The following is a 25,449-nucleotide window of genomic DNA, read 5'->3' as shown; positions in this document are numbered from 1 at the left end:
CCGGGGCGGAGAAAATCAGATAGTTGCGCACGCGCCCTTACCCAGAGAAGGTATCCCCAAGGGGTTAATGTTAGTTGCTAGAGGTAACTAGCAGGTTCAGATTTCGCCAGAGTTCAAAATGACTTCCATGAAATTTGCAACTTTGGCGGCGCGAATCGAGCGCTTCCCGATTGCCGGCAGCTTTACCATCAGCCGGGGGGCCAAGACCGAGGCCGTCACGGTCGTGGCGGAGGTCAGCCGCAACGGCCTGACCGGCCGCGGCGAGTGCGTGCCCTATCCCCGCTACGGCGAGACGCCGGAAGCCACGCTTGCGGCCATCCAGGCCATGCAGCAGGCCCTCGCGGACGGGCTGACGCGGCAGGCCCTCCAGGCCGCCATGCCGCCCGGTGCGGCCCGCAACGCCCTGGATTGCGCCCTGATCGACCTCGAGGCCAAGGCGGCCGGCCTGCGGGCCTGGAACCTGCTGAACCGCCTGGAGCCTGGCGAGCGCACCACCGCCTACACAATCTCGTTAGGTACCCCGGAGGCCATGGCTGCGGCGACCGCCAAAGCGGCGCACCGGCCGCTGCTCAAGATCAAGCTCGGCGGCGATGGCGATCCGGAGCGAATCGCGGCGGTGCGCAAGGCCGCGCCAAAATCCGAGCTGATCGTCGACGCCAACGAGGCCTGGACCGAGGCCAACCTGGAGCACAACCTCGCCGCATGCGCCGCGGCCGGCGTCACCCTGGTGGAGCAGCCGCTGCCATCAGGCAAGGACGAAGCGCTGGCGCGGATCGAGCGCCCGCTCGCCGTCTGCGCCGACGAGAGCGTGCACGACCGCTCCTCGCTCGCGCCGTTGCGCGAACGCTACGACGCCGTGAACATCAAGCTCGACAAGACCGGCGGTCTCACCGAAGCCCTCGCCATGGCCGACGCTGCTCAAGCGCTCGGCTTCGAGATCATGATCGGCTGCATGGTCGCGACATCGCTGTCGATGGCGCCCGCCATGCTGGTGACGCCGCAGGCGCGCTTCGTCGATCTCGACGGCCCGCTGCTGCTGGCGCGCGATCGCGACCATGGTCTGCGCTATGATGGCAGCCTGGTCTATCCGCCCGATTCCGCGTTGTGGGGATGAGCCGTGAGGCGATGCCGCGCCGTCCAGATGACGAGCGCGCCGAGGCCGGCCATCGCGGCCATGACGTAATACAGGCCGTCGCCGGTGCGGGCGTAGATCGCACCTGACGCGATCGAGGTCGCCGCGCCCAGTAGCCCGTTGCAGGCGGCATAGTAACCCTGACCCCGCGCGATCTGATGCGCCGGTACGCGCTGCACCAAGAGATTCATGGTGCCGACGATGGTCATGCCGAAGCTGAGACCATGCCCCAGCTGCGCGATCGCGAGCAGCGCGAGCGGCGGCTCGTGCGCGGTGACGATCCAGCGCACCACGGCGCTGAGCCCTCCGATCGCGATCATCGTGGACGGGTGCAGCGAGAAGCGCGGAGACAGCGCGAACACGACAATCTCGGCGATCACGCCCAGCGTCCACAGCTCCGCGATGGTCAGTCCACTGATCCCATGGAGCTGCCAGTTGATGGCCGAGAAGGTGTAGTAGGCGACGTGGCTGCCCTGGATCAGCGCGGCCGAGGCGATGATCGCCCAGAAGCCGGCATCGCGCAGCAGCGCTGTGTGGGCACGCCTCTCCGTCGTCCTGTGCCTGACATCGTCGAGCGGCTGAAGCAGCGAGCTGGCGAGAACCGCAACGACGGCCCAGGCGACGATGACCCAGATCAGATCGCGCGCCGCGATGACGTCGACGAGATAGCCGCAAGCGAGCGAGCCCGCGGCAAAGGCCGCCGAGCCCCACAGCCTCAGGGGTCCATAGTCGAGCCCGTAACGGGCGACGCCGCGCAGCGCATAGGCGTCGGTCAGCGGCATCGTCGGTGTCCACATCATGCAAGTCAGCGCATAGATCAGGAACAACGCCAGAGGTTGCTGCTGCAATCCAACCGCCGTGAAGCCGATCGCGGTCGCCAGCACCGACACCATCATGGCGGCGCGAATGGCATGTCGCTTCTCGGCAAACGCGGTGACCTGCGGCAGCGTTGTGAACCGCGTGATCGCCGGCAGCGCATTGATGAGGCCGATCCAGGCCGCGTCGATGCCGATCGCCTTCAGCCAGAGCGGAAAGAACGGCAGATGCGTGCCCAGGACCGCGAAGACCGCCGAATAGAACAGGGCGAGGTTCACCGCGAATCGCCGCTTCTCGGCTGCCGCGATGGGGATTTGTGATTCGGTCTGCATCAAACCAATTGCGATTCGGTCGATATCGTGGTGATCGTTACAGTAACGCGCGGTGATTTGCGCGACGAGATTGTCATGGCCAACGAAGCATTCGCCCTCTCGCCCATGTCTGCCCGCGCGGCCGAGCCGAACGAGCAGGATTACGACGCGATCCGCGAAGCCTTCATGGAGACCGCGCGCGGCCGCTGGTTCCTCGGCGAATACGCCAAACGCAACCGCAATGCCGACACGAGCATGGTGCTGGATGCGGTCGCCAGAATCGAAGAAACCCTTGCGGCACAGCGACAACCCGTCGTCGAGGACCGCCTGCCCGAAGCGCTGGTCGAGATCCGCCGCGCCATCCGCGAGGCCGAGACGATCGCGATCGCGGCGTTCGATCCCGCCGCGATCGAGGCGAGCCTCGCGCCGATCCCGCGCGGGGTGCGCATCATCAAGGAGATCTCCTGGCGCTGGCGCGAGATCGGCGCCGACGGGCGAATCTGCGACCTCATTGATTCGCAGCTCGCCTCGATCGAGGCCGCCTGCGGACAGATTTCGACCATCGACCCTCGCGTCGAGCTCAAGGCCGCGTTCGATCTGCTGAGGGACCGGGTCGAGCAGCTTGGCGGCGGCGCAACGCCGCAGGCCGCGCCCTCCGCCGATGCTGCGCCGGCGCAGGCCGCCGAGACGGCCAGCAAAGCCCCCGTGGCTCTTGCGGACACGCCGCAGGACATCGCAGCAACTCCCGAGCCCCAAAGAGCCGCTGAGGAGGCCGGCACCACTGCAACGCTCGCCATGGCCGAGCAGACCGTCGACGCTGTCGCCGTGCCGGAGACGGCTGCCGAACGCGACATCGTGCCCGACCAGGTCGCAGCTGAAGACGTCGCTCTTGAGGAGCCGACCGCCGAACCCGCCGCCTTCGCGGAAGCCGCCGACACGTTCTCGCCCGATGCCGCGGCGGAAGCCGAGGACGAAGCCATACTCGATGCCATCGCGCTGGAGATGGCGGCGCCCGATCCGGAGTTCGACGAGATCATCGAGCCGATCGAGCTGGCCGCGCCGACGCCCGAACCGATGGCCTCGGATGTCGCAGCGCCTGTTGCCGCCGATCTTCCGGAGCCGGTTGCACCCGAGCCGGTCGTCGCGGCCGTTGCGGAAGAGTCCGCCGCGGACGCACCGATCGCAATGGACTCGCTCGCACGCCTCACCGATGCCATTGCCGAGGCCGCCGCCGAGGTGATGGAACAGCAGGCCCCGGCCATGGCGGCCACCGCAACATTCGCCGCAGCCTCGACCGCGACGCTGCCGATGCCCTCACCTCTGTCCACGTCCTTGCCCGAGCCCTCGCTCGGCGCCACCATCCTCGCCAGCGGCATTCTGCAGAAGCCCCGCGCGCCGGCCAACGACCCGCTCGCGCCGATTCGCCGCATGACCCAGGCCGAGAAGATCGCGTTCTTCTCGTAGGCGACGAGCTCTTTCCCGCGCGATTCACTGTCGTGTCCCGGACAAGCGAAGCGCAGATCCGGGACCCAGGAGCGACGAGTTTTACTGCAACGTGGGCCCCGGCTCAGCAGCGCACCGTCGAAGAGACGCTGCGCTGCGTCCGGGGCACGAGACTGCTGCGCTCAGTCCATCACCCGCAATTCCAGATTGGCCCGATCGGCGTCCGCGTCCAGCACGGACCGAAACTGCCGCCATTGTAGCGGCCGCCGCCGAAGCCGGGGCGGCCGAAATAATGCCACTCGCCATCCCAACGGTAGTATTGAGGAACCGGGTCGATGTACCAATGGCGCCGGTCGTTGCGCGCAAGGCGCCGCATCGCGTCCTTCTGCTTGTAGAGCGGAATGGCGTTGCTCAGCGGCTGCCGATAGCCCGGCAGGAAGCCGTAGCCCTTCCAGACCGGCTTGGGACGCTTTTGCGCGGCCTCAGTGGGCGCGACGGCCGGCAGCAGCGACAGGATGATAGCAACAGATAGACACACAAGGCGCGACATGCGTTGACCCTAGACAATCGGCCGCGAGAACGCCATTCAAATTCGATCGCTGGATGAACGTAGCCATGGGCAGGATCATCGCACGCGATGATCGCATCCGCTTTGCACCAAGCCGTGCGTCGATCGAACGCAGCCCCGCTAGCTGATCACGCCCTTGCGGAGCAGGAAGCAGCCATAGCCTCGGCTGTCGCCGACCTGCACGACGCCAAAACCTGCCGCCGCCGCGCGATAGAAATCCGCTCGTGACAACTTGCCAGGTGTGACGGGGTGACCGGCGGCGCGCGCGACCTCCGCCAGCACCGCATGCTGCACCTCGGGCACGCGGTCGGGATCGTCCACCGGCATCATCACACGCACCGGATCGGGATCGAAATCGTCGAGCGGATAGACCGACATGATGGCGCGGACGGCGGTCTCCATGCTCATGCCCGGCAGCTGGATCAGGCGCTGCGAGGAGGTGCTCTGCGCGATCCGGGCCGCGGGATGATTGGCGTCGACGAAGACGAGATCGTCGCCATGGCCCATCGAGGCGAGCAGCCAGAGCAGGTCGGGCGTCAGGATCGGATCGATCGATTTCAGCATGTGACGGAAGCTCCCCTTATCGATCGCTAAACCATAGCAGGTTCCAAGCGTGATTCAGATCACGTTCGCCGCCATGGTGATAGGGATCACGGACCGCAAACTCGAACGCGACCAAGCTTCAGCGCAACCAATCTCGCATCGAGATGAGTGCCAAAGGAGCACGCCATGTTCCGCCTGAAGCCTTTCCTGATGACAGCTAGCCTCGTGGGAAGCCTGTTCGGCTTCGCCTGCGGGCCCGTTGCCGCGCAAGTCGCCCCGGTCGTGCCGGCTCCCACCGCCCTGCAGGGCCCGGAGCAGCGGGTGGCGCTGGTGATCGGCAATGCGAACTACCGGAACGCGCCGCAACTTGCGAACCCCGACGATGACGCGCAATCGATGGCGCAGTTCCTGAACTCCGCCGGTTTCGAAGTGGTCGCCGCGACCGACCTGACGCAGAACGACATGCTCCGCGTCGTCCAGGACTTTTCCGCAAAGGTCGCCTCACGCGGTCCCAACACGGTGGCGATGGTCTATTACGCCGGTCACGGCGTGCAGCTCGCCGGCGAGAACTATCTCGTTCCCGTGGACGCGAAAGTGTCCAGCCCGACAGAGCTCGTCAACAATTCGGTGCGCCTCGTCGACGTGATGTCCACGCTGGAGACGATTCCGAGCCGCATGCGCATCGTCATCCTCGATGCCTGCCGCAACAACCCGTTCCCCCAAGTCAACGATGCCGGCCGGGGCCTCGCCATCGTCGATGCACCGAACGGCTCGATCGTCGGTTACTCGACCGCGCCGGGCGCCGAAGCGCTCGACGGCACGGGCGGCCACAGCCCCTACACGCAGGCGTTCCTGAACATCGCGCGCGAGCCCAACGTGCCGATCGAGCAATTGTTCAAGCGCGTCCGCCTGCAGGTGAACCAGTCGACCGGCGGCGCGCAGATTCCGTGGGAGAGCTCCTCCCTCACGAGCGACTTCACCTTCTTCGGCGACACCGCAGTCGCGGCCAACCGCACGCCGGTGAATGCACCAGTGGTGCAGATGGCCTCCAACCTGCCCAGCCGCTCGACCCGCCAGGCCTATGACTACGTCGTGTCCGAGGGCCGGCCGGAATACTATCAGGAGTTCATCCAGATGTACCCGCACGACCCGCTGTGCGACCACGTCCGCTGGCTGCTCAAGAACCTCCTGCTCTCGCAGGCCTGGCACAAGGCGGTGCTCACGAACTCGCCGCTTGCCTACAAGAGCTTCTATGACAGCTACGGCAACAGCCCCTATGCACAGGTCGCGCTGAAGCTGCAGGCGCAGCCGAAGCAGATCCCCCTGATGCAGGCGACCAAGTTCCTGGCGCCGCAGAACATTGCGCCGACCTTCAAGATCGGCAATCTCGGCCAGCCCAAATACATGCCCTTGCAGCAGGGTAATGGCGGCGCGCAGATCGGCGGCAACCTGCCGAACCCGCAGAACGGCACGCCGTCGCAGACCCCGGGCAAGATCGTCACCCTGCCCGCGCCGACCAACACGACCAACGGCAATGGCGGGATCGGCAAGATCGTGACCTTGCCTGCAACCAACACCACGCAGAATGGCGGCAACGCCAAGCCGGGCAAGATCGTGAGCATGCCGGCGACTATCGGCAAAGGCGGCACGAAGGTCGACGTGAAGCCGATCAATGTTCAGACGCAGAACCACCCGATCCGCATCAACAACGGCAACACCGGCATCGTAAAGCCCAACAGCAATCCGGTGAACAAGATGCAAGTGCAAAACAAAGTGCTGAACAACCGTCCGCAGTTCAATGCGATGCCGAACCGCATGGTCAACAGCAACAACAACTTCCGGCAGTCGATGAACCAGGCGCCGAGCATGAACGGCGGCGGCAACCGTCGCGGCGGCTTCATGCATTGATCGCACGGAAGGCAGACGCGACAAAGGGGCAGAGCCGCAATGCTCTGCCCCTTCTTCATGTCAGCTCTTGAGCATCGTCATTCGGGGATGCGCCGAAGGCGCAGGCCCGGAAATCCATCGTGCGGCAGGGTCGGTTGAGAAATGGACCCCAGGCTCTCGCTTCGCGAGCGCCGGAATGACGACTAAGCCACCAGCTCGGCAAACAAATCCGCGTCGACATTGCCGCCGGAGAGCACGATGACGACATTCTTCCCAGCGACCTCGAGACGTCCCGCCAGCAGCGCGGCGAGGCCCACGGCACCACCGGGCTCCACCACGAGCTTGAGCTCGCGATAGGCGAACGCAACGGCAGCCCCCACTTCGGCATCGGACGCCGTGACACCACGCGCGAGCAGCTTGCTGTTGATTGCAAACGTCATCTCGCCGGGCATCAAGGCCATCAGCGCGTCGCAGATGGTGCGGCCGGCCGGTGGATGCGGCTCACGGTGGCCGGCGCTCAGCGAAATGCCGTGATCGTCGAATGCCTCGGGCTCGGCCACCACGATCTCGGCCAGCGGGTAGCGCGCCTTCACGGCGGTCGCGACGCCCGCGATCAGGCCGCCGCCGGAGGCCGGCGCCACCACGATGTCGGGGCTGAGGCCGAGCGCTGCCATGTCCTCGGCGACCTCGCGGCCGGCGGTGCCCTGCCCCGCGATCACGAAGGGATCGTCATAGGGTTTCACAAGTGTGGCGCCGCGCTTCTCGGCGATGCCGCGCGAGATCGCCTCGCGGTCGTCACGGTCGCGGTCATACAGCACGACCTCGGCGCCGTAGGATTTGGTGCGCTCGCGCTTCGACAGCGGCGCATCCGCCGGCATCACGATGGTTGCCTGCATGTCGAGGATCTTAGCCGCGGCCGCCACCCCTTGGGCATGGTTGCCCGAGGAGAACGCGACGACGCCGCCGGCGCGCTTGTCCTGCGGGATCGAGAACACTTTGTTGAAGGCGCCACGGAACTTGAACGAGCCGGTGCGCTGGAGCATCTCCGGCTTCAAGAACACCTTGGCGCCGACGCGCTCGTTGAGCACGGGAAACGACAACAGCGGGGTGCGGATGGCGTAAGGCGCGATCACGCGCGCCGCGGCATCGATGTCGGCAGGGCCGACCGGAAGGAGCTGTTCGGTCATGGCGGAATGTTATCGCGGCCGATGAGGCCCGGGCAAGACACCTCCGCGAGAGGTTTTACCTGCTCAGGCGACCCGGCGCGGCTGTTCCGCGCTGGTCCGGCCGGGCAGCACCGCCCCGACCGCCTGGATGCTGTCGATGAAGACCCGGGCCGAGGCTTCCCAGGTGTAATTGGCGGCGAACGCGACGCAGTCCTGCCGACAGATGTCGAGCGCGGCGAAGCAGGCACTGCGCAGATCGTGATCGAGCGCGCCGACCGGCGCAACGCCGATCACGTCGCGGGGGCCCCTCACCGGAAAGGCCGCGACCGGCAGGCCGCTGGCGAGCGCTTCCAGCAGGACCAGGCCGAACGTGTCGGTCTTGCTGGGGAACACGAACACGTCGGCGGCCGCGTAGATTTCCGCCAGCGCCTCGCCGTGCTTCTCGCCGAGGAAGATCGCGTCGGGATAGGCCTGTTCGAGCGAGGCCCGCGCCGGGCCGTCACCGACGATGACCTTGGTGCCGGGCAGGTCGAGGTCGAGGAAGGCCTCGAGATTCTTCTCCACCGCGACCCGGCCGACCGATAGGAACACCGGTGCCGGCAGGCAGAGATCGATGGCACGGGGATGGAACAGGCCGGTATCGACCCCGCGCGGCCACAGCACGACATTGTCGAAACCGCGGTCGGTCAGTTCGCGGGCCAGCGCCGGCGTTGCCGCCATCACGGCACGGCTGGGCGCGTGGAATCGGCGCAGCGCGCGCCAGATCAGCGAGCCCGGCACCGGCACGCGGGCGCGGACATATTCGGGGAAACGGGTGTGGAAGCTGGTCGTGAACGGCAGCTTGCGCTGGCGGCAATAGCGGCGGACCATCAGGCCGATCGGCCCTTCCGTCGCGATGTGGATGCTGTCCGGGCGCGCTTCCTCGATCAGCCCGGCGATCCGGGCCGGCCGCGGCATGGCGAGCCGCACGTCGCGATAGCTCGGCATCGCGAAGGTGCGGAACGATTGCGGCGTCAGGAACGCGAATTCGACGTCGAGCCCTTTGGCGGCGTCGGCAAGCTTGGTCAGCGTCCGAACCACACCATTGACTTGCGGGTGCCAGGCGTCGGTCGCGACCAGGATGCGCATCATGCGGGCCTTGTCACGCGGCTCTTGCCGCGACCTGCGGAACGGCTGCCGGCCTCTGCAAATGATCCGCCCAGGTGATGATCTCGAAATGCCCGTCGTCATGCTCGACCAGGGCCGTGCAGCTCTCGACCCAGTCGCCGCAATTCATGTAGCGGATGCCGGCCTCGTCGCGGATGACGGCGTAATGGATGTGGCCGCAGATCACGCCGTCAGCATCGTGGCGCCGCGCCTCGGCCGCGAGCGCCTGCTCGAACGCGCCGATATAGTTGACGGCGTTCTTGACCTTCTGCTTGGCCCATTGCGACAGCGACCAATAGGGCACGCCGAACAGGCGGCGGAAGAAGTTGACGAGGCGGTTCATCTGGATCGCGAGGTCGTAGGCCTTGTCGCCGAGATGGGCGAGCCAGCGGGCGTTCTGCACCACGAGATCGAAGATGTCGCCGTGGATGACGAGATAGCGCTTGCCGTCGGTGCCGGTGTGAACTGTGTTCTCGACGACGTCGATGCCGCCGAAATGCGTACCATAATAGTTGCGCAGGAACTCGTCGTGATTGCCGGGGATGTAGATGATCTTGGCGCCCTTGCGCGCCTTGCGCAAAAGCTTCTGGACGAGGTCGTTATGCGACTGCGGCCAGTGCCAGCTCGATTTCAGCGCCCAGCCGTCGACGATGTCGCCGACGAGATAGATCGTGTCGGCGTCGTGGTGGCGCAGGAAGTCGAGCAGAAGATCGGCTTGAGAACCGCGGGCTCCGAGATGGACGTCGGAGATGAACAAGGTGCGAAAGCGCCGCTCCGGGCTCTCGTCACTCATATCGTAACTTCCCATGCGCCAGCCTGTAACAATGTCCCGTGACAGGGGGATGACCGATTGAACCTTGAGGCACCTCAGATACGAATCAAACTTCGCCTCGCCCGCCCCGCGAATATCAGTCGCATGCGACAATCAGGCGACATGGCGCCGCAGAAGGTGATCGTCATGCCCGGGCTTGTCCCGGGCATCCACGTTCTTCGTGCTGCGTGGCAAGGCGTGGATGGCCGGGACAGGCCATGACGATGTGGGGGCTAGCGTGCCCCCAACGTGCACCGCGGCGGCGCTGCCGCGGGCGGCCCGCCTCAGTAGAATCTGTGGAAATGATGGATCGGCCCGTGGCCGTGCCCGACGCTGAAGCGGTCGGCGGCGCCGATCGCGGCGCTGATCCAGGACTTGGCATGGCGCACGGCGTTTTCCAGGTCTTCGCCCTTGGCCAGCCCGGCCGCGATCGCCGAGGACAGCGAGCAGCCGGTGCCATGGGTGTTGCGGGTGGCGATGCGCGGCGCCGCGAGCGCGATGGTGCTTTCCGCACCGACCAGATAGTCGATGCTCTCCGCGCCCTCCCCATGTCCGCCCTTGACCAGGACGGCGCGGCAGCCGAGCGCCAGCAGACGGCGTCCCTGGCTTTCGATCTCGGCCTCGCTCCCCGCGACCGGCTGGTCGAGCAGAGCCGCGGCCTCCGGCAGGTTCGGCGTGATCACGGCGGCCAGCGGTATCAGCCTGGTGCGCAGGGCGTTGACGGCCTCCGCGGCCAGCAGGCGGTCGCCGGAGGTCGCCACCATCACGGGATCGAGCACGATGTGCCGGGGCCGCCAGCGCGACAGCGCGGCCGCGATGGCATCGATGCTGGCGACTTGGGCCACCATGCCGATCTTCACCGCGCCAATTTCGAGATCGGAGAACACGGCGTCGACCTGTTCGGTGACGAACTCGGCCGGCACCGCGTGAATGCCGGTAACGCCGCGCGTGTTCTGCGCCGTCAGCGCCGTGATCACGGAGGCGCCGTAGACGCCGAGCGCGGCAAAGGTCTTCAGATCCGCCTGGATGCCGGCGCCGCCGCTCGAATCGGAGCCGGCGATGGTGATTGCGACCGGGGTCGTCATGACGATTTTCCGCGTTTTCAAGCCATGGCCCGTCTTAGCAAGCCCGCGCCAAACCCGGCAAGTTCGCTTGCTAAATCCGGCCGGTTTTGGCCTATTAGCCGGAAGAATACGCTTTCGGAGTGCCCGCGATGGTTCCTTTTTTTGTTCAGATCAAATGCAAGCTCGGCCAGTCCTATACGGTGGCCAATGCGCTTGCCGAAGCCGAGATCGCCTCCGAGATCTACTCCACGGCCGGCCAATACGACCTCCTGGTGAAGTTCTACGTCGACAAGGACACCGACATCGGCCATTTCGTCAACGAGAAGGTGCAGGTGCTGCCGGGTATCCAGGACACCCTCACCATCATCACCTTCAAGGCGTTCGGCACGGGCTAGCGTTTGCTACGCTAGCTCGCCTGCTTGCGTTTCGGCGGCGTCGGCCCGTCCACCGGTGGCAGCGATTTGAGATACTCCGCCATCGCCGCGAGATCCTGGTCCGGCAATTGCGAGGTGTTCTTGATCACGCGCGTCATCGCGCCGCCGACGCTGTCGCCGTCCGGCAACTCACCCGTCTTGAGGAAATTGGCGAGATCCTTCGCGCTCCACTCGCCAAGGCGCTTCTGGGTGATGTTCGGAACCCATCCCTCGCCTTCCGGATTCGGACCGCCGGCAAACCGCTGGCCGGCGATGATGCCTCCCAGCGCATTGCGCGGGCTGTGGCACTCGGCGCAATGACCAAAGCTGTTGACGAGATAGGCGCCGCGATTCCATTGCGGCGACTTGCTGCCGTCGGCAACGAAAGGCTTGCCGTCCATGAACAGGAACTTCCAAATGCCGATGTTACGGCGGATGTCGAAGGGAAAGCCGACGTCGTGGTCGCGCACCTTGCCTGCAACCGCCGGCAACGTTTTCAGATACGCGAAGAGATCAAGCACGTCCTCGCGCCTGGCGTGCTGATAGGACGTATAGGGAAACGCCGGAAAGTAATGCTGTCCGGCCGGCGAAACCCCGTGCATCACAGCATTGACGAAATCGGCGTCGGTCCATTTGCCGATGCCGTCGTTCGGATCGGGTGAGATGTTCGGCGCGTAGAACGTTCCAAACGGCGACTTGATCGCGACGCCGCCGCCAAGCCTGAGACGATCAGGCTGATTGGGAACGGCATGGCAGGACGCGCAGCCGCCGGCGTTGAACATCACCTCGCCGTTGGCGAGATCGGGCACATGGGCCGGTGCATTGGCCGCGGCCGCCACCACCGGCGCGCTGAGCCACCAATAGACGCCGGCCGCAGCGACCGCGGCGAGCAGCGCCACCAGACTTGTTCGTTGCAACATGCGCACCCATTCACTCGTTGCGGCGAACCTATGACCGATGTCGTCGCGGCTCCAACCACGAAGAATTTAGCCCGCCCTGGCCGGAGACGGGAATAAACTGAAATGCCGGCTGTTGGAAGTTTGGCAGCCCCATCGGGTTCAACAGGGAGAATGTCATGAACAAGACCGCCATCGCCGTGTTAGCGCTCGGGGCCGTCGCTTTTGCGAGCCCGGCCGGCGCGGAGAAGCTGAAGGCAACGCTCGACGGCAAGGCCGAGGTGCCGGCGACGACCAGCGGCGGCACGGGAACGGCCGATCTGAACTACGACGCCGCCAGCAAGAAACTGTCCTGGACCGTCACCTATTCCGGCCTCTCCGGCCCCGCCACCGCCGCGCATTTCCACGGGCCTGCCGAGGCCGGCAAGAACGCCGGCGTCGCGGTGGCGATCCCGAATGCGGCCTCGAGCCCGGTCAAGGGCGAAGCGACGCTCACGGACGCGCAGGCCGCCGATCTGCTCGGCGGCAAGTACTACATCAACATCCACACCGCGGCCCATCCGGGCGGCGAGATCCGCGGCCAGGTGACGAAGTAAGCTTCAAGGCTGCTTCGTTGCACGCGAAGGCCGGGCGCAAGAGGGGGCGTCCGGCCTTTTCGATTCCCGGGGGGCGCTCAAGCCGCGTTCAGCGCTTGCGCGAGATCGGCGATCAGGTCCGACGGGTTCTCGATGCCGATCGACAGCCGGATCGTGGAATCGAGGACGCCGATCTTGCGGCGGATGTCGGCGGGAACGCCGGAATGGGTCATGGTTGCGGGCAGGCTCGCAAGCGATTCCGTTCCGCCAAGGCTGACCGCCAGCTTGAGGATCTGCAGCGCATTGAGGAATTTGACCGCCGCCTCCTTGCCGCCGGCAATGTCGAAGGAGAAGGTGGAGCCCGCTCCCAGACACTGGCGCGCGAACACGCGCCCCGCGGGCGAGGCCGCCTCGTGATGACCGAGGTAGTGAACCTTGGCGACCTTGGGATGATCGCGCAAGAAGTCAGCCACGAGGCGCGCGTTGTCGTTGGCCTTCTCCATCCGCAGGCTCAGCGTCTCCAGCGAGCGGTTGATCATCCAGCAGGAATGCGGATCGAGCTGGGTCCCGATGGCGCCGCGCAACGCCTTGATCCCTTTCATGATCGCCTTCGAGCCGAGCGCGGCCCCCGCGATCAGATCGGAATGACCGCCGACATATTTGGTCAGCGAATACAGCGAGAGATCCGCACCGTGCTCGATCGGCCGCTGAAACACAGGTCCGAGCAGCGTGTTGTCGCAGGCGATGATCGGAGTGTGTCCCTGCGCCTTGCCGATCGCGTCGGCGATACGGCGGATCATCGCGATGTCGACCAGGCCGTTGGTCGGATTGGCCGGCGTCTCGATCAGGATAATCGAAACCCGTCCCTTGCCCATCGCCTCTTCCGACGCCTGCCTGACTGCCGTTTCGTCGACGCCATCGGCAAAGCCGACGGCGCCGATCGACAGGCGCGCAAGCGTGTTCGTCAGCAAGGTTTCGGTCCCGCCGTACAGTGGCTGGGAGTGCAGGATGACGTCGCCGGGGCGGACGAAAGCCAGGATCGTGGTCGCGATGGCCGCCATGCCGGATGAGAACAGCGCGCAAGTCTCGGTGCGCTCGTAGATCGCGAGCCGGTCCTCGACGATCTCGCTGTTTGGGTGGTTGAAGCGCGAATAGACGAGGCCAGCGCCCATGCCTTCGGGCGGCTCGCGCCGGCCGGCGACGTAGTCGAAGAAGTCCTGCCCGTCCTCGGCCGTCTTGAACACGAAGGTGGAGGTCAGGAACACCGGCGGCTTGATGGCGCCCTCCGACAATTGCGGATCATAGCCATAGGTCAGCATCAGCGTTTCCGGATGCAGCATATGGTTGCCGATATGGGTCTTCGACGGGAACGGTTTTGCCATGGCCTGTCTCGCTGTCCTGATTTGAGATCCTCGCCGCGGGCCGGAACGCCTGACGCCATGAGGCAGTCGGAAACGAGATGCGCCAGCAACCAACAGCTCACACCGACGCGGCGTCGGGAGCAAGGATAACTGCTCCGGCCGCGATCCGTCAGGCCTTGCAAATAATTTCCTGCCGCGTTGGGAGTCGCGGCCATGGTCGCACAAAAAAGGCGGCTGCTTTCGCAACCGCCATCTTCTTGATCCTGGGACCCCGGCTACTTCAGCTTCACCCGATAGGTCTCATGGCAGTCGGCGCAGCGATCGTTGATGCTGGTGTAGGCGGCCTTCAGGCTCGCGACGTCCTTGATCTTGCCCTTGACGGCGGCGATCGCCTTCTGCACCGGAGGAATCTTCGAGTCGAAATCGGCCTTGTTCTGCCAGACCTTTTGCGAGGAGCCGTAGGTCGCGTCGACCACGTCCTGCTTGGGATTGACCTCGAAGGTCTTGGCGATCTTGGCGACGTCGGCCTCGAGATTGGCGATGGCCTCGTCGACCGCCTTCTGATTGTACGGGATGTCGCCTTTCGTCATCTTCTGGATGACCGTGTACAGGCTCTTGGCTTGCGAGCGCATCAGATTGTCCTGCTGAACGGCGATCTCCTGTTGCGCCATCACGGCGCCGGCGCCCAGCAAAAGGCTACCCGCGACAATCATCATTCGTTTCATTGGCTAGCGTCTCCGGCTCGCAGAGGTGAGGATGGGTCCATCATGGATAGAACCCCGCAGGGGACGTTTATTCCCGCCGGGGGAAAATCGCCGCCTACAGGCTGTGGCGGCGATGGTGCTCGTTGATCGCGATCCACACCCGCTCCGGCGTTGCCGGCATGTCGATGTGGTCGATGTTGTACTCGCGCCAGAGCGCGTCGACGATGGCGTTGACGACGGCCGGACAGGAGCCGATCGCACCGGCCTCGCCTGCCCCCTTCACTCCCATCGGATTGGTCTTGCAGGGGATGTTGTGGGTCTCGAACACGAAGGCCGGCCCGTCCGCCGCGCGCGGCAGCGCATAGTCCATGAAGGTCGCGGTGATGAGCTGGCCGTCCGTGGCGCCATACACCACCTGCTCCATCAGCGCCTGGCCGATGCCCTGCATGGCGCCGCCATGCACCTGTCCCGCCAGCAGCAGCGGATTGAGCGTCTTGCCGAAATCGTCGACGATCACGTAGTTGACGATCTTGATGATGCCGGTGGCCGGATCGATCTCGACCTCCGCGACATGGGTGCCGTTTGGATAGGTGCCGTCGGCGCTGGCAAAGGTCGCGCTGCCGTTCAGCTTCGATGGATCGACGCCGGGCCGCTTGGCGAGATCGGCGAACGAGATCGAACGGTCGGTGCCGGCGATGCGCACCACGCCTTCCGAAATCTCGAGGTCGCCGGCACTGGCTTCCAGCGCCTGTGCCGCGATCTCCTTGAGCTTCTGGCCGAGCTCACGCGTGGCTCGTTCGACGCTGACGCCGCCCGAGGGGATCGAGGCCGAGCCGCCGGTGCCGAGGCCCGTTGCGATCTCGTCGGTGTCGCCTTGGTGGATGTGGACGCGCTCGGGCGCGACGCCGAACTGTTCGGCGACGATCTGCGCATAGGCGGTCTGGTGCCCCTGCCCGCTCGATTGAGTGCCGATCAGGACGGTGACGTCGCCATTGGGATCGAGCCGCACATTGGCGGTCTCCTCGCCCATGGTGCCGCACACCTCGACATAGCTCGCAAGGCCAATACCGCGGATCAGGCCGTGCTTCTTGGCGAGCTTGGCGCGCTTGGGAAACTCCTTCCACTCGGCGATCTCCATCGCGCGCTTCAGGTGCGCGGCGAAGTCGCCGGAATCATAGACCTTGCCGGTCGCGGTCTTGTACGGCAGCGCCTTCGGTTGAATGAAATTCTTGCGGCGAATGGCGTCCGGCGTCATGTCGAGTTTTCGCGCGCACGCGTCGACCAGGCGTTCGATCACATAGGCGGCCTCCGGCCGGCCCGCGCCGCGATAGGCATCCACCGGCACGCTGTTGGTGAAGATGGTGCGCACCCGGCAGTGGAAGGCCTGGATGTCGTAGAGGCCCGGCAGCATGCCGGCGCCGCCGTGCGGGATGTAGGGGCCGAAGGTCGACAGATACGCGCCCATGTCGCCCATCAGGTCGCAGTCCATCGCAAGGAACTTGCCGTCCTCGGCCAGCGCCATCTTCGCGGTGGTGACGTTGTCGCGCCCCTGCGCGTCGCCCATGAAATGCTCGGAGCGGTCGGCCGCCCACTTCACCGCCTTCTTCAGTTTTCGCGCGGCGACGGCCATCAACGCGTATTCCCGGTACGGAAACAGCTTCGTGCCGAACCCGCCGCCGACATCGGGGCAGATCACCCGCATCTTCTCGGTGGGGATGTTGAGCACGTTCTGGCACAGGATGTCGCGCAGGCGATGGCTGCCCTGGCTGCCGACCGTCAGCGTCAGATGGTCGCGCTTGGAATCGTATTCACACACCGCGGCGCGCGTCTCCATGAAGCTCGCGACCACACGCGGATTGACGATCGAGATCTCGGCGACCGCATGCGCCTTGGCAAACGCTGCTTCCGTCGCCGCCTTGTCGCCGATCGAGACGTCGAACAGCACGTTGCCGGGCTTGTCCGGCCAGACCAAGGCTGCGCCCTTCTTCACGGCGTTGACGACGCCGGTCACCGCCGGCAGCGGCGACCATTTGACCTCGATCGCCTCGATCGCGTCGCGGGCCTGGTCGATGGTCTCGGCGACCACGAAGGCGATGGCATCGCCGACATGGCGCACCTCGTCCCTGGCCAGGATCGGGTAAGGCGGGCCGGTGAACGGATCGGTCTCGAGGTTGAACAGGCAGGGCAGATTGCCGAGGTCCTTGACGTCGTCGGCGGTCAGGATCAGCGCGACGCCCGGCAGCGTGCGGGCACGGCTCGCATCGATGGTGTATTTGGCATGCGCGTGCGGCGAGCGCAGCACCAGGCAGCGCAATGCGGCCTGCGGCGCGTAATCGTCGGTATAGCGGCCCTTGCCGCGGATGAGCGCGTCATCCTCCTTGCGCAGCACGCTTTGGCCAACGCCGAACTTGATGGGAGCCGCCATTTTATCTTCCCGTTCTCATGGTTGTTTTGCGGGCATATTGCCGTGGAAAAAGGAGCAGTGCAAACGGGTTTAGGCGGGCCGCTCCCTGTCGGGGCCGATGATTCGACGCCACTCTCGACAGTTCTGGCGCGACCAGGCGGGGCAGCCGTTCGGAAGAGCGTCAGTGGCTGAATTTTCTGACCATGAAGTGCTTGTCATACCTGGTCTCCCCCATGCGGACGGCAGCCGGATCAGTGCCGTAGATTTCGAAGCCGTTACGCTGGTAAGTCCTGATCGCAGCCGTTGCTTCGACCAGGACGGCAAGGTGCACCTGTTCGACGCAGGCCTCGGCGTGGGCGATAAGCTCCTTGATGAGCCGATCTCCAATCCCTTGACCTCGGCCGTCCTCTCTGACGTAGACCGTGTAGATGTGGCCCCTGTGCTGCAAACGCTTGTCCGACGAGACATAGAACCCCCCGACACCGATCAGACTGCCGCGCCCAAAAGCGCCAAGGACCATTCCACCCAGCCAACGACGATACGCCGCCATCATCGCCTCACCGCCCTCGTCCTCTTCAGGAGAACTAAAGGTTTGAGGATGAGTTCGAAGCGCCTCCGCGCGAATGTCGCGAAAAACGTCGAGATCATCGACCGTCAATCGTCGGATTTCCACGTCCGCCTGGCGGCGGGCAGCATGCGATATCATGATCGCCTCCTCTCCTTGTCGCAGTAAAGAACGGCAGGAACGATGATCCGTCACAACCCGCCGCGGACCCACATCGTGCTGTCTCTCAATCTCTCGATGACGCGTTCAGGCGCGATGCAGTCGATCTCGCTGCGCGTCAAGCCGATGTCCAGCAGCGCCCTGTCGCTGAGGTCATGCACGGTGATTCGTGCGCGTGGCCGCTCCTGAAACGCACGCCAATATCGCCTGACGAGGCTCAGGACGACGGAGAGGTCGAGGCGAAGTCTCGCGGCGCCTTGCTCCGTCGCGGCTGTGATGTCCGTCTGTTGGGGTGGCATCGGATGCTCCTGCTGTTGAGCCGGCAGGAAACGTGGCCAACGAAAAGGCCCCGTCCGATGCCGGCGGGGCCTGGTGGAAAAGATGTCGTCGTCGAATTCCTAGCGCACGACTCCTCCCACCGCCCAGCCGAAGCGGGTGATGTGATTGCGGTTGAGGGTGCGCGAGCATTTGGTCATGGGGCCATCGATACCACGGCGATCGCGCAAAATCAAGAGATGTGCGGATACTTACCGCACGCTGGAGGCGAGCGACCCTGCTCGCCTAGCCGCGCACCAGCGAGACCAGCCAGCTGCGGCCGAACAACACGAGGATCGCGAGCGCGTAGACGATGGTGCCGCCGACGGCGAGCAGGACCAGCGTCACTTCGTCCCGGAAGTGCATCGCGCCAAGCCAGGAACCGCTGAAGCGCGCGATCAGCCAGAACGCGGCGGCGAGAACGATTCCGGTCAGCAGGAATTTGCCGAGCGACATCAGCCAGGCGCGGTCCGGCACGAGAAAGCCGCGTCGCACGGCGAAGAACAGCACCAGCAGGAGATTGGTCCAGACGCCGACGGCGGTGGCCAGCGCGAGGCCGATCTGGGCGAGCGATCCCATCAAGGCGACCTTCAGCGCGACGTTGACGGCGATGCCGGTCAGCGACGCCCGCACCGGCGTCGCCGTGTCCTTGCGCGCATAGAAGGTTGCGACCGCGCTGCGGATCAGCACGAAGGGGATCAGGCCGATGGCATAGGCGGCGAGCGTGCCGCCGGCAGCGACCGCATCGGCCTTCGAGAAGGCGCCGCGGGCGAACAGCGCGCGCATGATCTCGTCGGGCACGGTGAGGAAGGCCGCCACGAACGGAATCGAGAACAGCAGCGTGAAATCGAAGGCGCGGCGCTGCGCCTTCATCGCGCCGTCATGGTCGTTGGCCGTGATCCGCCGCGACATTTCCGGCAGCAGCACCGTGCCGATGGCGATGCCGATGACGCCGATCGGAAGCTGGTTGAGACGATCGGCGTAGTAGAGCGCCGACAGCGCGCCCGCAGGCAGGAAGGTCGCGATGATGGTGTCGGCGAACAGCGCGACCTGCGTCCCCATCGAGCCCAGCGTCGCCGGACCCAGCGCCTTGAAGAAGCCGCGAACGTCTTCGTCGAGCTTGAGCGGCGCAAAGCGCGGCAAGCCGCCATGGCGGGCCAGATCGCCCGCCAGCAGGAAATATTGCAGGAAGCCGGAGATCAGCACGCCCCAGGCCGCGGCGTGGCCCGCGGTCGGAAACCATGCGGCAAGCGCCAGCGTCATCATCATCGCGACATTGAGAAAGATCGACGCGGCTGCCGCGCTGGCAAAGCGCTGCATCACGTTGAGCATGCCGCCATAGAGCGTCACCAGCGTGATCAGCAGCAGATAGGGAAAGGTGATCCGGGTCAGCTCGATCGCGAGCTTGCGCTGCTCGGCATCCTCGGAAAAGCCCGGCGCGAGGATGCTCATGGCCTGCGGCATGAACAGCCAGGCAACGACCAGCAGCAGAACTTGCGAGGCCAGCAGCAGCGTGAAGATGCGGTCGGCGAACAGGTGCGCGGCCGCCTCGCCCTTCTCGCCATGGACATGCGCATAGGCCGGCACCCAAGCGACGTTGAAGGCGCCCTCGGCGAAGATCGCACGGAAATGATTGGGCAGCCGCAGCGCCACGAAAAAGGCGTCGGCCACCGGGCCGGCGCCGAGAATCGCCGCAAGCATGATGTCGCGGGCAAATCCCGTCAGCCGCGAGAGCAGCGTGTAACCACCGACCGTGAAGATGCGTCCGAGCATGCGCCTGTTTTAGAGCATGGCGCGATTAGGTCTAGGTGCAAGCTGCGGAGAAGGGTTGTCTGGCAAGACTATCGCAAACAAGAAATGTGTTGGCCAGCTTGCCCGCAAGCGCATCCTTCGAGACGCCCGCCTGCGGCGAGCCCTCAGGATGAGGACGGAGTGCGTGGCAACATTTCGAGAGGCCAGGCTGCCGTTTAGCCTCATCCTGAGGAGACCGCGGAGCGGTCGTCTCGAAGGACGAGGCGCTTGCTCAGAATCCGCCGCGGGCCCAGGCGCGCAGATACGATTCGCGCGACGACCTCTCCCACAGGGGGAGAGGGTAAGACATCACCCCGCCAGCGCCCCCCGCACGGCGGCGATGATTCGCTCCTGGTCGGCTTCGGTCAAATAGGCGTGCATCGGCAGGCTGATGACGTCCTGCGACAGGCTCTCGCAACCCGGCAGCCCGCCTTCGGCGACCGGATAGTGCTTGTAGGCGGTCTGCTGATGCATCGACTTGCCGTAATAGATCGCGGTCGGCACGCCCTGGGCCTTCAGCGCGGCGGCGAAGCCGTCGCGATCGGTGCCTCTGGGCAGGCGGATGGTGTATTGCGCCCAGACCGAGGTGTTGCCGGGGCTGAGGTGCGGCACGGTGACCACATTGCCGAGGCCGCGCGCGTAGCGCTCCGCGACCTTGTTGCGGGCGGCGATCTCGTCGTCGAAAATCTTCAGCTTCTCGATCAGGATCGCGGCCTGCATGGTGTCGAGCCGGCCGGTCAGGCCGAGGCGGACGTTGTCGTATTTGTCCACGCCCTGCCCGTGCACGCGGATGCTGCGCAGCGTGGCCGCGAGCTCGTCGTCATCGGTGAAGATCGCGCCGCCGTCGCCGAAGCAGCCGAGCGGCTTGGCCGGGAAGAAGCTGGTGGCCGTGGCGTGCGCCAGCGTGCCGAGCTTGCGGCCCTTGTAGCTCGCGCCAAAGCCTTGCGCGGCATCGTCGAGCACGAACAGGCCTTCGGCCCTGGCGATCTCGGCGATGGCGTCGTGATCGGCGGGTTGGCCGAACAGGTCGACCGGAATCACCGCGACCGGCTTGAGGCCGGCCTTGCGGGCGGCCGCGATGCCGCGCTTGAGCGACTCCGGGCTCATGTTGAAGGTCGTCTCATCGACGTCGACATAAACAGGCGTCGCGCCGGTCCGCGCCACCGGCGAGGCGGTCGCGATGAAGGTGAAGGACGGACACAGCGCGGCATCGCCCGGCCCGAAATTCTTCGCCATCATCACCATCAGGATCGCGTCGGTGCCGCTGGCGCAGCCGATGACGTGCTTGGCGCCGCAATAGGCCGCGAGCTGCTTCTCGAGCTCGAACACCTCCGGGCCATTGACGAACTGGCAATGATCGAGCACGCGCTTGACGGCGGCATCGAGCGAGGCGCCGAGCCGACGCCGCTGCGAGGCGACGTCGATGAAGGGAATGGGTTCGGAACGCAGATGCTGGTTCATAGTCTGGTTCTTGGCGCCTTGTGACGTTTGAGCGGTCGACATGGAAAAGGATCAGCCGGCGATCCGGCGCGGAGCCTTGCGGGCAGGCGCGGTCGCGGCGGGACGCGAGGGCGTCTCCAGGCATTGCGTGGCGATTTCGAGGCTGGCGACGCCTTCATCGCCGGTTACCGCCGGCGTCTCGCCATGTCGCACCGCCTTCAAGAACGCGATCAGCTCGGCGCGCAGCGGCTCGTCATGACCGACAGGCAGATGCCGCATCGAATAGCTGCCGTCGGGCTTGAAGCCGAAGCATTCGGTGACCTGGCGCGTGAGCAGATCGCCCATCACGTATTTGCCGCGGGTCGCGACCGTGACGCTGCGTGCCTTGAACGGCGTCAGCCAGTTGGTGTTGATGTGGGCGAGCACGCCGTTGGCGGTGCGGAACTGCAGAAGCGCGATGTCCTCGCGCTCGGCAACCGCGCTCGACAATTGCGGCTGCACCTCGACGATGTCGGATTCGGTGAACCAGCGGATCAGATCGATGTCGTGCACGGCGAGGTCGATGACGACGCCGACATTGGACATGCGCGGCGGGAACGGGCCGACGCGCGTGATGGCGATGGAGAGAATGTCCTCGCCCGCGATCGCCTGCTTGACGGCGGCGACCGCCGGATTGAAGCGCTCGACATGGCCGACCATCAGCGTCACGCCCGCCTTGTGCGCGGCGGCAACGATCTCGCGACCCTCTTCGACCGTGGACGCGATCGGTTTCTCGACCAGGACATGGATGTTCTTGGCGATGCAGGCAAGCGCGACCTCGTGATGCAGATGCGTCGGCGCCGCGATGGTGACGGCATCGACGCCGGCCGCGAGCAACTCGTCGAGCGTCTCGAAGCTCGGGCAGTTGGCAAGCTCCGTCGCGCGGGTGCGATGCGCGTGCGAAGGATCGACGACGCCGACGAGGCTGACGCCGGGAAGACCGGCAAGCACGCGCGCGTGGTTGCTGCCCATCACGCCGGCACCAATGACGCCGACGCGCAAGCCGACCTTCGCCGGTGCAGATCCTTTGGAACTCATCTGAGCAAACCCCGATTCAACCCAAATCCCCGGCGCCTCTCCTAGCACGGCCGCCACATTTGTGGCGAATGCGGAGCTGGGAGCCCGGACACGATTTGATTCAAAAAGTTACACATTCCCCGGGCCTTAGGCCGCAAAAGATACCGCCTTCCCGGCCCGGGTCGCGTGATTCGGAGTTTGCTGGTTACGACCTTTGATAGTCGTCTTCAATCCGGATGATGTCGTCTTCCCCGAGATAAGAGCCGGTCTGGACCTCGATCAGTTCCAGCTGGATCTTGCCGGGGTTCTCCATCCGGTGGACGGCGCCCATCGGGATGTAGATCGATTCGTTCTCATGCACCATCTTCACCGTCTCATTGACGGTGACCTGGGCCGTGCCGCGCACGACGATCCAGTGCTCGGCACGATGGTGGTGCTTCTGCAGCGACAGCCGCCCGCCCGGCTTCACCACGATGCGCTTGACCTGGTGGCGCTCGCCATTGTCGACCGACTGGTAGCTGCCCCAGGGCCGGTGCACCTTCAGATGCTCCTCGGTGACCTTCGGCGCGACCGCCTTCAGCTTCGTCACGAGACGCTTCAGGCCGTTGGCATCCTTCTGGCGCGAGACCAGAACGGCATCCGCAGTTGCGACCACGACGAGATCGTCGACGCCTTCGAGCGCGACCAGCGCGGAATCGGTGGTGACGTTGCAGTTGCGGGAATCCTCGAACACGGCGGTGCCATGCGCCGCATTGCCTTGCGCGTCCTTGTCCGAGAGCTCCCACACCGCGTGCCATGAGCCGACGTCGGACCAGCCGCACGACACCGGCACCACGGCGGCGCGCGAGGTCTTCTCCATCACCGCATAGTCGATCGAAATCGCCTTCGCCGCGCCGAACGCATCCGGCTCCAGCGTGACGAAACCGAGATCGCGCCCGGCATTGTTGACGGCGTCGGTGACGGCCTCGACGCTCGCGGCATCGACCCTGCGATATTCGTCGAGCAGCACGGCCGCCGGAAACATGAAGTTGCCGCTGTTCCAGAGATAGCCCGAATTGACGTAGTCGGAGGCCTTCACCGCATCCGGCTTCTCGACGAAGCGCGCAACCGCGTGCACTTCGCCGGAGATCACCTCGCCCGGGTTGATGTAGCCGTATTCGGTCGCCGGCCGCTCCGGCTTGACGCCGAAGGTGACGATGCGCCCGGCGCTCGCGGCGGTGAGGCCTTCGCGGCAGGCCGCGACGAAGGCGGCATTGTCCTGCACCACGTGGTCCGCGGCGAGCGCGAGCACGATCGCTTCACTGGCGCGGTTCTGCGCGAACACCGCGCCTGCCGCGATCGCGGGGCCGGAATCGCGCCGCATCGGCTCGAGGATCACGTCCGCCTCGATGCCGATCTCGGCGAGCTGCTCCAGCACCATGAAGCGATAGGACACATTGGTGATGACAATCGGACGATCGAACAGCGAGGGATCGGACACGCGCAGCAGCGTGTCCTGGAACGTCGAGCGCGTTCCGAACAGCGGCAGGAACTGCTTGGGGCGCACCTCGCGCGAAGCGGGCCACAGCCGCGTGCCGGCACCGCCGCACATGATCAGGGGGATTATGCGTTTGTCCATCGTGATCTCAAACCTTGAAGTAGTCCCGATACCAGGTGACGAAATTATGGACCCCATGCTCGATCGGCGTTGACGGTGCAAAGCCGGTGTCGCGCATCAAATCCTCGACATCCGCGAACGTTTCCAGCACATCTCCCGGCTGCATCGGCAGCAATTCTTTGATCGCCGTCCGGCCCAGCTCCCGCTCCAGAAGACCGACGACGTGCATCAGCTCCTCCGGATGGTGATTGCCGACATTGTAGAGCTTAAACGGCGCATTTGCGGCAGCCGGGTCGTCCGCGGGCACAAGATCGATCAGCTTCGATACGACGCGGGTCACATCGTCAATATAGGTGAAGTCGCGGCGCATCTTGCCGTGGTTAAAGAGCCGGATCGGCTTGCCCGCCATGATGGCGTTCACGAACAGAAACATGGCCATGTCGGGCCGGCCCCACGGGCCGTAAATGGTAAAGAAGCGCAGCCCCGTGACCGGCAGGCGATAAAGATGGCTGTAGGACTGCGCCATCAATTCATTCGCCTTCTTGGTCGCAGCGTAGAAGCTCACGGGATGATCGGTGCGGTCCGCAACCGCAAATGGCAGTTTTGTGTTGGCGCCATAAACGGAAGATGACGAGGCGTAGACGAGATGACGACAGCCATTGTAGCGGCAGCCCTCGAGCACGTTGAGAAAGCCCTGGAGATTGGAATCGGCGTAGGCGTACGGCTGCTCGATCGAGTGGCGCACGCCGGCCTGCGCCGCGAGATGCACGACTTTGGCAAAACGATGTTGCGCAAACAGCCTCGCCATCGTCTCGCGGTTGGCGAGGTCGGCCTCGACGAAGGAGAAGCGGGAGTCGCTCTTCAGCAGCGCAAGGCGCGCTCGCTTCAGCGCCGGATCGTAATAGCTGTTGAGATTGTCAAGCCCGACGACGGGACGGCCTTCGCCCAGGAGCTGCCTGGCGACGTGGCAGCCGATGAAGCCGGCGGCACCCGTGACCAAAATCGCCTGATCCATCATCCTGTTCCCTGGGGATCCCTAAAGCATGATCCGGAAAAGTGCGCGGCGGTTTCCCGAAAAGATCATGCTTAAACAACAACCTAAAGCGCGATGACGATTCATCCTAATCGCATCGCGCTTTAGCCGGATCCTGTTTAGCCGCCGGCCTGATGGGGTCGCAATAGGCTCGCCGCCGCTCGTGAGGGCTCTGCCAGCGCCCCCGACGACGGCTATTGCAAGATCGGCGCCAAGACCATACCAAAGCGGCCGAATTCGGCGCCTCGCGTCG

The 25,449-nt window shown here is 65.1% G+C and carries 23 protein-coding genes; 5 read left to right on the top strand and 18 right to left on the bottom strand.

Annotation, left to right across the window (positions count from 1 at the left end):
* Positions 1-118 precede the first annotated feature (118 nt).
* A complete protein-coding gene (gene dgcA, locus XH87_RS04510) occupies positions 119-1,114 on the top strand; it encodes an N-acetyl-D-Glu racemase DgcA (protein ID WP_271586317.1) in 996 nt (331 codons plus the stop codon).
* Here dgcA and XH87_RS04505 read toward each other — a convergent pair.
* Positions 1,084-2,280 carry an MFS transporter gene (locus XH87_RS04505; RefSeq protein ID WP_271586316.1) on the bottom strand — a complete coding sequence of 399 codons (1,197 nt, stop codon included), beginning with the start codon at positions 2,278-2,280 and terminating at the stop codon, positions 1,084-1,086. The two genes, dgcA and XH87_RS04505, sit on opposite strands and share 31 nt — an antisense overlap.
* Before the next feature lie 75 nt (positions 2,281-2,355).
* On the opposite strand from XH87_RS04505, the gene XH87_RS04500 reads away from it, so the two are divergent.
* Positions 2,356-3,723 carry a hypothetical protein gene (locus XH87_RS04500; RefSeq protein WP_271586315.1) on the top strand — a complete coding sequence of 456 codons (1,368 nt, stop codon included), beginning with the start codon at positions 2,356-2,358 and terminating at the stop codon, positions 3,721-3,723.
* A 169-nt stretch (positions 3,724-3,892) separates the two neighbouring features.
* On the opposite strand, the gene XH87_RS04495 is transcribed toward XH87_RS04500, so the two are convergent.
* Together XH87_RS04495 and XH87_RS04490 are read right to left on the bottom strand one after the other, a co-directional pair.
* The gene (locus XH87_RS04495) at positions 3,893-4,252 is read right to left on the bottom strand and encodes a hypothetical protein (protein ID WP_271586314.1); all 360 of its coding nucleotides are present in this window, start codon (positions 4,250-4,252) and stop codon (positions 3,893-3,895) included.
* A gap of 138 nt (positions 4,253-4,390) precedes the next feature.
* The gene (locus XH87_RS04490; RefSeq protein WP_035707860.1) at positions 4,391-4,834 is read right to left on the bottom strand and encodes an RbsD/FucU family protein; all 444 of its coding nucleotides are present in this window, start codon (positions 4,832-4,834) and stop codon (positions 4,391-4,393) included.
* 165 nt (positions 4,835-4,999) lie between these two features.
* Between XH87_RS04490 and XH87_RS04485 the strand changes: the two genes are divergently transcribed.
* On the top strand, positions 5,000-6,721 hold the full coding sequence (locus XH87_RS04485) for a caspase family protein (protein ID WP_271586313.1): 1,722 nt from the start codon (positions 5,000-5,002) through the stop codon (positions 6,719-6,721).
* 182 nt (positions 6,722-6,903) lie between these two features.
* Here the strand turns inward: XH87_RS04485 and XH87_RS04480 are convergent, their stop codons facing one another.
* The 4 genes from XH87_RS04480 to thiD form a co-directional block, all read right to left on the bottom strand.
* Positions 6,904-7,887 carry a threonine/serine dehydratase gene (locus XH87_RS04480; protein ID WP_271586312.1) on the bottom strand — a complete coding sequence of 328 codons (984 nt, stop codon included), beginning with the start codon at positions 7,885-7,887 and terminating at the stop codon, positions 6,904-6,906.
* Positions 7,888-7,950: 63 nt separating this feature from the next.
* Complete coding sequence (locus XH87_RS04475; RefSeq protein ID WP_271586583.1) at positions 7,951-8,994, bottom strand: glycosyltransferase family 4 protein; 1,044 nt, start codon at positions 8,992-8,994, stop codon at positions 7,951-7,953.
* A 13-nt stretch (positions 8,995-9,007) separates the two neighbouring features.
* On the bottom strand, positions 9,008-9,820 hold the full coding sequence (locus XH87_RS04470; RefSeq protein ID WP_271586311.1) for a UDP-2,3-diacylglucosamine diphosphatase: 813 nt from the start codon (positions 9,818-9,820) through the stop codon (positions 9,008-9,010).
* A gap of 287 nt (positions 9,821-10,107) precedes the next feature.
* Positions 10,108-10,908: a bifunctional hydroxymethylpyrimidine kinase/phosphomethylpyrimidine kinase gene (gene thiD, locus XH87_RS04465; RefSeq protein WP_271586310.1), complete on the bottom strand. Its 801-nt coding sequence runs from the start codon at positions 10,906-10,908 to the stop codon at positions 10,108-10,110.
* A 128-nt stretch (positions 10,909-11,036) separates the two neighbouring features.
* On the opposite strand from thiD, the gene XH87_RS04460 reads away from it, so the two are divergent.
* Entirely contained in the window at positions 11,037-11,282 is a 246-nt protein-coding gene (locus XH87_RS04460; RefSeq protein WP_018642903.1) for an Lrp/AsnC ligand binding domain-containing protein, read from the top strand.
* An 11-nt stretch (positions 11,283-11,293) separates the two neighbouring features.
* Here XH87_RS04460 and XH87_RS04455 read toward each other — a convergent pair whose 3' ends face one another.
* Positions 11,294-12,220: a c-type cytochrome gene (locus XH87_RS04455; RefSeq protein WP_271586309.1), complete on the bottom strand. Its 927-nt coding sequence runs from the start codon at positions 12,218-12,220 to the stop codon at positions 11,294-11,296.
* A 155-nt stretch (positions 12,221-12,375) separates the two neighbouring features.
* On the opposite strand from XH87_RS04455, the gene XH87_RS04450 reads away from it, so the two are divergent.
* The gene (locus tag XH87_RS04450) at positions 12,376-12,792 is read left to right on the top strand and encodes a CHRD domain-containing protein (protein WP_035707877.1); all 417 of its coding nucleotides are present in this window, start codon (positions 12,376-12,378) and stop codon (positions 12,790-12,792) included.
* A gap of 77 nt (positions 12,793-12,869) precedes the next feature.
* On the opposite strand, the gene XH87_RS04445 is transcribed toward XH87_RS04450, so the two are convergent.
* The 10 genes from XH87_RS04445 to XH87_RS04400 all read right to left on the bottom strand — a co-directional run bounded on the left by XH87_RS04445 (position 12,870) and on the right by XH87_RS04400 (position 25,181).
* Complete coding sequence (locus XH87_RS04445) at positions 12,870-14,153, bottom strand: cystathionine gamma-synthase family protein (protein ID WP_271586308.1); 1,284 nt, start codon at positions 14,151-14,153, stop codon at positions 12,870-12,872.
* 254 nt (positions 14,154-14,407) lie between these two features.
* Positions 14,408-14,857 carry a cytochrome c gene (locus tag XH87_RS04440; protein WP_035707884.1) on the bottom strand — a complete coding sequence of 150 codons (450 nt, stop codon included), beginning with the start codon at positions 14,855-14,857 and terminating at the stop codon, positions 14,408-14,410.
* Between the two features lie 94 nt (positions 14,858-14,951).
* Positions 14,952-17,261: a xanthine dehydrogenase family protein molybdopterin-binding subunit gene (locus tag XH87_RS04435; RefSeq protein WP_271586307.1), complete on the bottom strand. Its 2,310-nt coding sequence runs from the start codon at positions 17,259-17,261 to the stop codon at positions 14,952-14,954.
* A gap of 160 nt (positions 17,262-17,421) precedes the next feature.
* Positions 17,422-17,946, bottom strand: coding sequence for a GNAT family N-acetyltransferase (locus XH87_RS04430; protein ID WP_271586306.1), 525 nt, complete (start codon positions 17,944-17,946; stop codon positions 17,422-17,424).
* 50 nt (positions 17,947-17,996) lie between these two features.
* The gene (locus tag XH87_RS04425) at positions 17,997-18,263 is read right to left on the bottom strand and encodes a DUF1127 domain-containing protein (protein ID WP_158670390.1); all 267 of its coding nucleotides are present in this window, start codon (positions 18,261-18,263) and stop codon (positions 17,997-17,999) included.
* 262 nt (positions 18,264-18,525) lie between these two features.
* Positions 18,526-20,052: a murein biosynthesis integral membrane protein MurJ gene (gene murJ / locus XH87_RS04420; RefSeq protein ID WP_271586305.1), complete on the bottom strand. Its 1,527-nt coding sequence runs from the start codon at positions 20,050-20,052 to the stop codon at positions 18,526-18,528.
* 327 nt (positions 20,053-20,379) lie between these two features.
* Complete coding sequence (locus XH87_RS04415; protein WP_271586304.1) at positions 20,380-21,531, bottom strand: DegT/DnrJ/EryC1/StrS family aminotransferase; 1,152 nt, start codon at positions 21,529-21,531, stop codon at positions 20,380-20,382.
* Between the two features lie 51 nt (positions 21,532-21,582).
* On the bottom strand, positions 21,583-22,587 hold the full coding sequence (locus XH87_RS04410) for a Gfo/Idh/MocA family protein (RefSeq protein ID WP_271586303.1): 1,005 nt from the start codon (positions 22,585-22,587) through the stop codon (positions 21,583-21,585).
* Positions 22,588-22,771: 184 nt separating this feature from the next.
* The gene (locus XH87_RS04405; RefSeq protein ID WP_271586302.1) at positions 22,772-24,184 is read right to left on the bottom strand and encodes a mannose-1-phosphate guanylyltransferase/mannose-6-phosphate isomerase; all 1,413 of its coding nucleotides are present in this window, start codon (positions 24,182-24,184) and stop codon (positions 22,772-22,774) included.
* 7 nt (positions 24,185-24,191) lie between these two features.
* A complete protein-coding gene (locus XH87_RS04400) occupies positions 24,192-25,181 on the bottom strand; it encodes an SDR family NAD(P)-dependent oxidoreductase (protein ID WP_271586301.1) in 990 nt (329 codons plus the stop codon).
* Positions 25,182-25,449: the final 268 nt, after the last annotated feature.

The organism is Bradyrhizobium sp. CCBAU 53415, from assembly GCF_028128735.1.
In the GTDB taxonomy this organism is placed as follows: Bacteria; Pseudomonadota; Alphaproteobacteria; order Rhizobiales; family Xanthobacteraceae; genus Bradyrhizobium.
Note: the sequence above shows the minus strand (reverse complement) of the source record. Positions and strands in the feature narration are given on the sequence as shown.

Bases quoted from the DNA above. Each gene is read 5' to 3' on its own strand.
- dgcA (WP_271586317.1), top strand. From the start codon at position 119: ATGACTTCCATGAAATTTGCAACTTTGGCGGCGCGAATCGAGCGCTTC.
- XH87_RS04505 (WP_271586316.1), bottom strand. From the start codon at position 2,280: ATGCAGACCGAATCACAAATCCCCATCGCGGCAGCCGAGAAGCGGCGA.
- XH87_RS04500 (WP_271586315.1), top strand. From the start codon at position 2,356: ATGGCCAACGAAGCATTCGCCCTCTCGCCCATGTCTGCCCGCGCGGCC.
- XH87_RS04495 (WP_271586314.1), bottom strand. From the start codon at position 4,252: ATGTCGCGCCTTGTGTGTCTATCTGTTGCTATCATCCTGTCGCTGCTG.
- XH87_RS04490 (WP_035707860.1), bottom strand. From the start codon at position 4,834: ATGCTGAAATCGATCGATCCGATCCTGACGCCCGACCTGCTCTGGCTG.
- XH87_RS04485 (WP_271586313.1), top strand. From the start codon at position 5,000: ATGTTCCGCCTGAAGCCTTTCCTGATGACAGCTAGCCTCGTGGGAAGC.
- XH87_RS04480 (WP_271586312.1), bottom strand. From the start codon at position 7,887: ATGACCGAACAGCTCCTTCCGGTCGGCCCTGCCGACATCGATGCCGCG.
- XH87_RS04475 (WP_271586583.1), bottom strand. From the start codon at position 8,994: ATGCGCATCCTGGTCGCGACCGACGCCTGGCACCCGCAAGTCAATGGT.
- XH87_RS04470 (WP_271586311.1), bottom strand. From the start codon at position 9,820: ATGGGAAGTTACGATATGAGTGACGAGAGCCCGGAGCGGCGCTTTCGC.
- thiD (WP_271586310.1), bottom strand. From the start codon at position 10,908: ATGACGACCCCGGTCGCAATCACCATCGCCGGCTCCGATTCGAGCGGC.
- XH87_RS04460 (WP_018642903.1), top strand. From the start codon at position 11,037: ATGGTTCCTTTTTTTGTTCAGATCAAATGCAAGCTCGGCCAGTCCTAT.
- XH87_RS04455 (WP_271586309.1), bottom strand. From the start codon at position 12,220: ATGTTGCAACGAACAAGTCTGGTGGCGCTGCTCGCCGCGGTCGCTGCG.
- XH87_RS04450 (WP_035707877.1), top strand. From the start codon at position 12,376: ATGAACAAGACCGCCATCGCCGTGTTAGCGCTCGGGGCCGTCGCTTTT.
- XH87_RS04445 (WP_271586308.1), bottom strand. From the start codon at position 14,153: ATGGCAAAACCGTTCCCGTCGAAGACCCATATCGGCAACCATATGCTG.
- XH87_RS04440 (WP_035707884.1), bottom strand. From the start codon at position 14,857: ATGAAACGAATGATGATTGTCGCGGGTAGCCTTTTGCTGGGCGCCGGC.
- XH87_RS04435 (WP_271586307.1), bottom strand. From the start codon at position 17,261: ATGGCGGCTCCCATCAAGTTCGGCGTTGGCCAAAGCGTGCTGCGCAAG.
- XH87_RS04430 (WP_271586306.1), bottom strand. From the start codon at position 17,946: ATGATATCGCATGCTGCCCGCCGCCAGGCGGACGTGGAAATCCGACGA.
- XH87_RS04425 (WP_158670390.1), bottom strand. From the start codon at position 18,263: ATGCCACCCCAACAGACGGACATCACAGCCGCGACGGAGCAAGGCGCC.
- murJ (WP_271586305.1), bottom strand. From the start codon at position 20,052: ATGCTCGGACGCATCTTCACGGTCGGTGGTTACACGCTGCTCTCGCGG.
- XH87_RS04415 (WP_271586304.1), bottom strand. From the start codon at position 21,531: ATGAACCAGCATCTGCGTTCCGAACCCATTCCCTTCATCGACGTCGCC.
- XH87_RS04410 (WP_271586303.1), bottom strand. From the start codon at position 22,587: ATGAGTTCCAAAGGATCTGCACCGGCGAAGGTCGGCTTGCGCGTCGGC.
- XH87_RS04405 (WP_271586302.1), bottom strand. From the start codon at position 24,184: ATGGACAAACGCATAATCCCCCTGATCATGTGCGGCGGTGCCGGCACG.
- XH87_RS04400 (WP_271586301.1), bottom strand. From the start codon at position 25,181: ATGATGGATCAGGCGATTTTGGTCACGGGTGCCGCCGGCTTCATCGGC.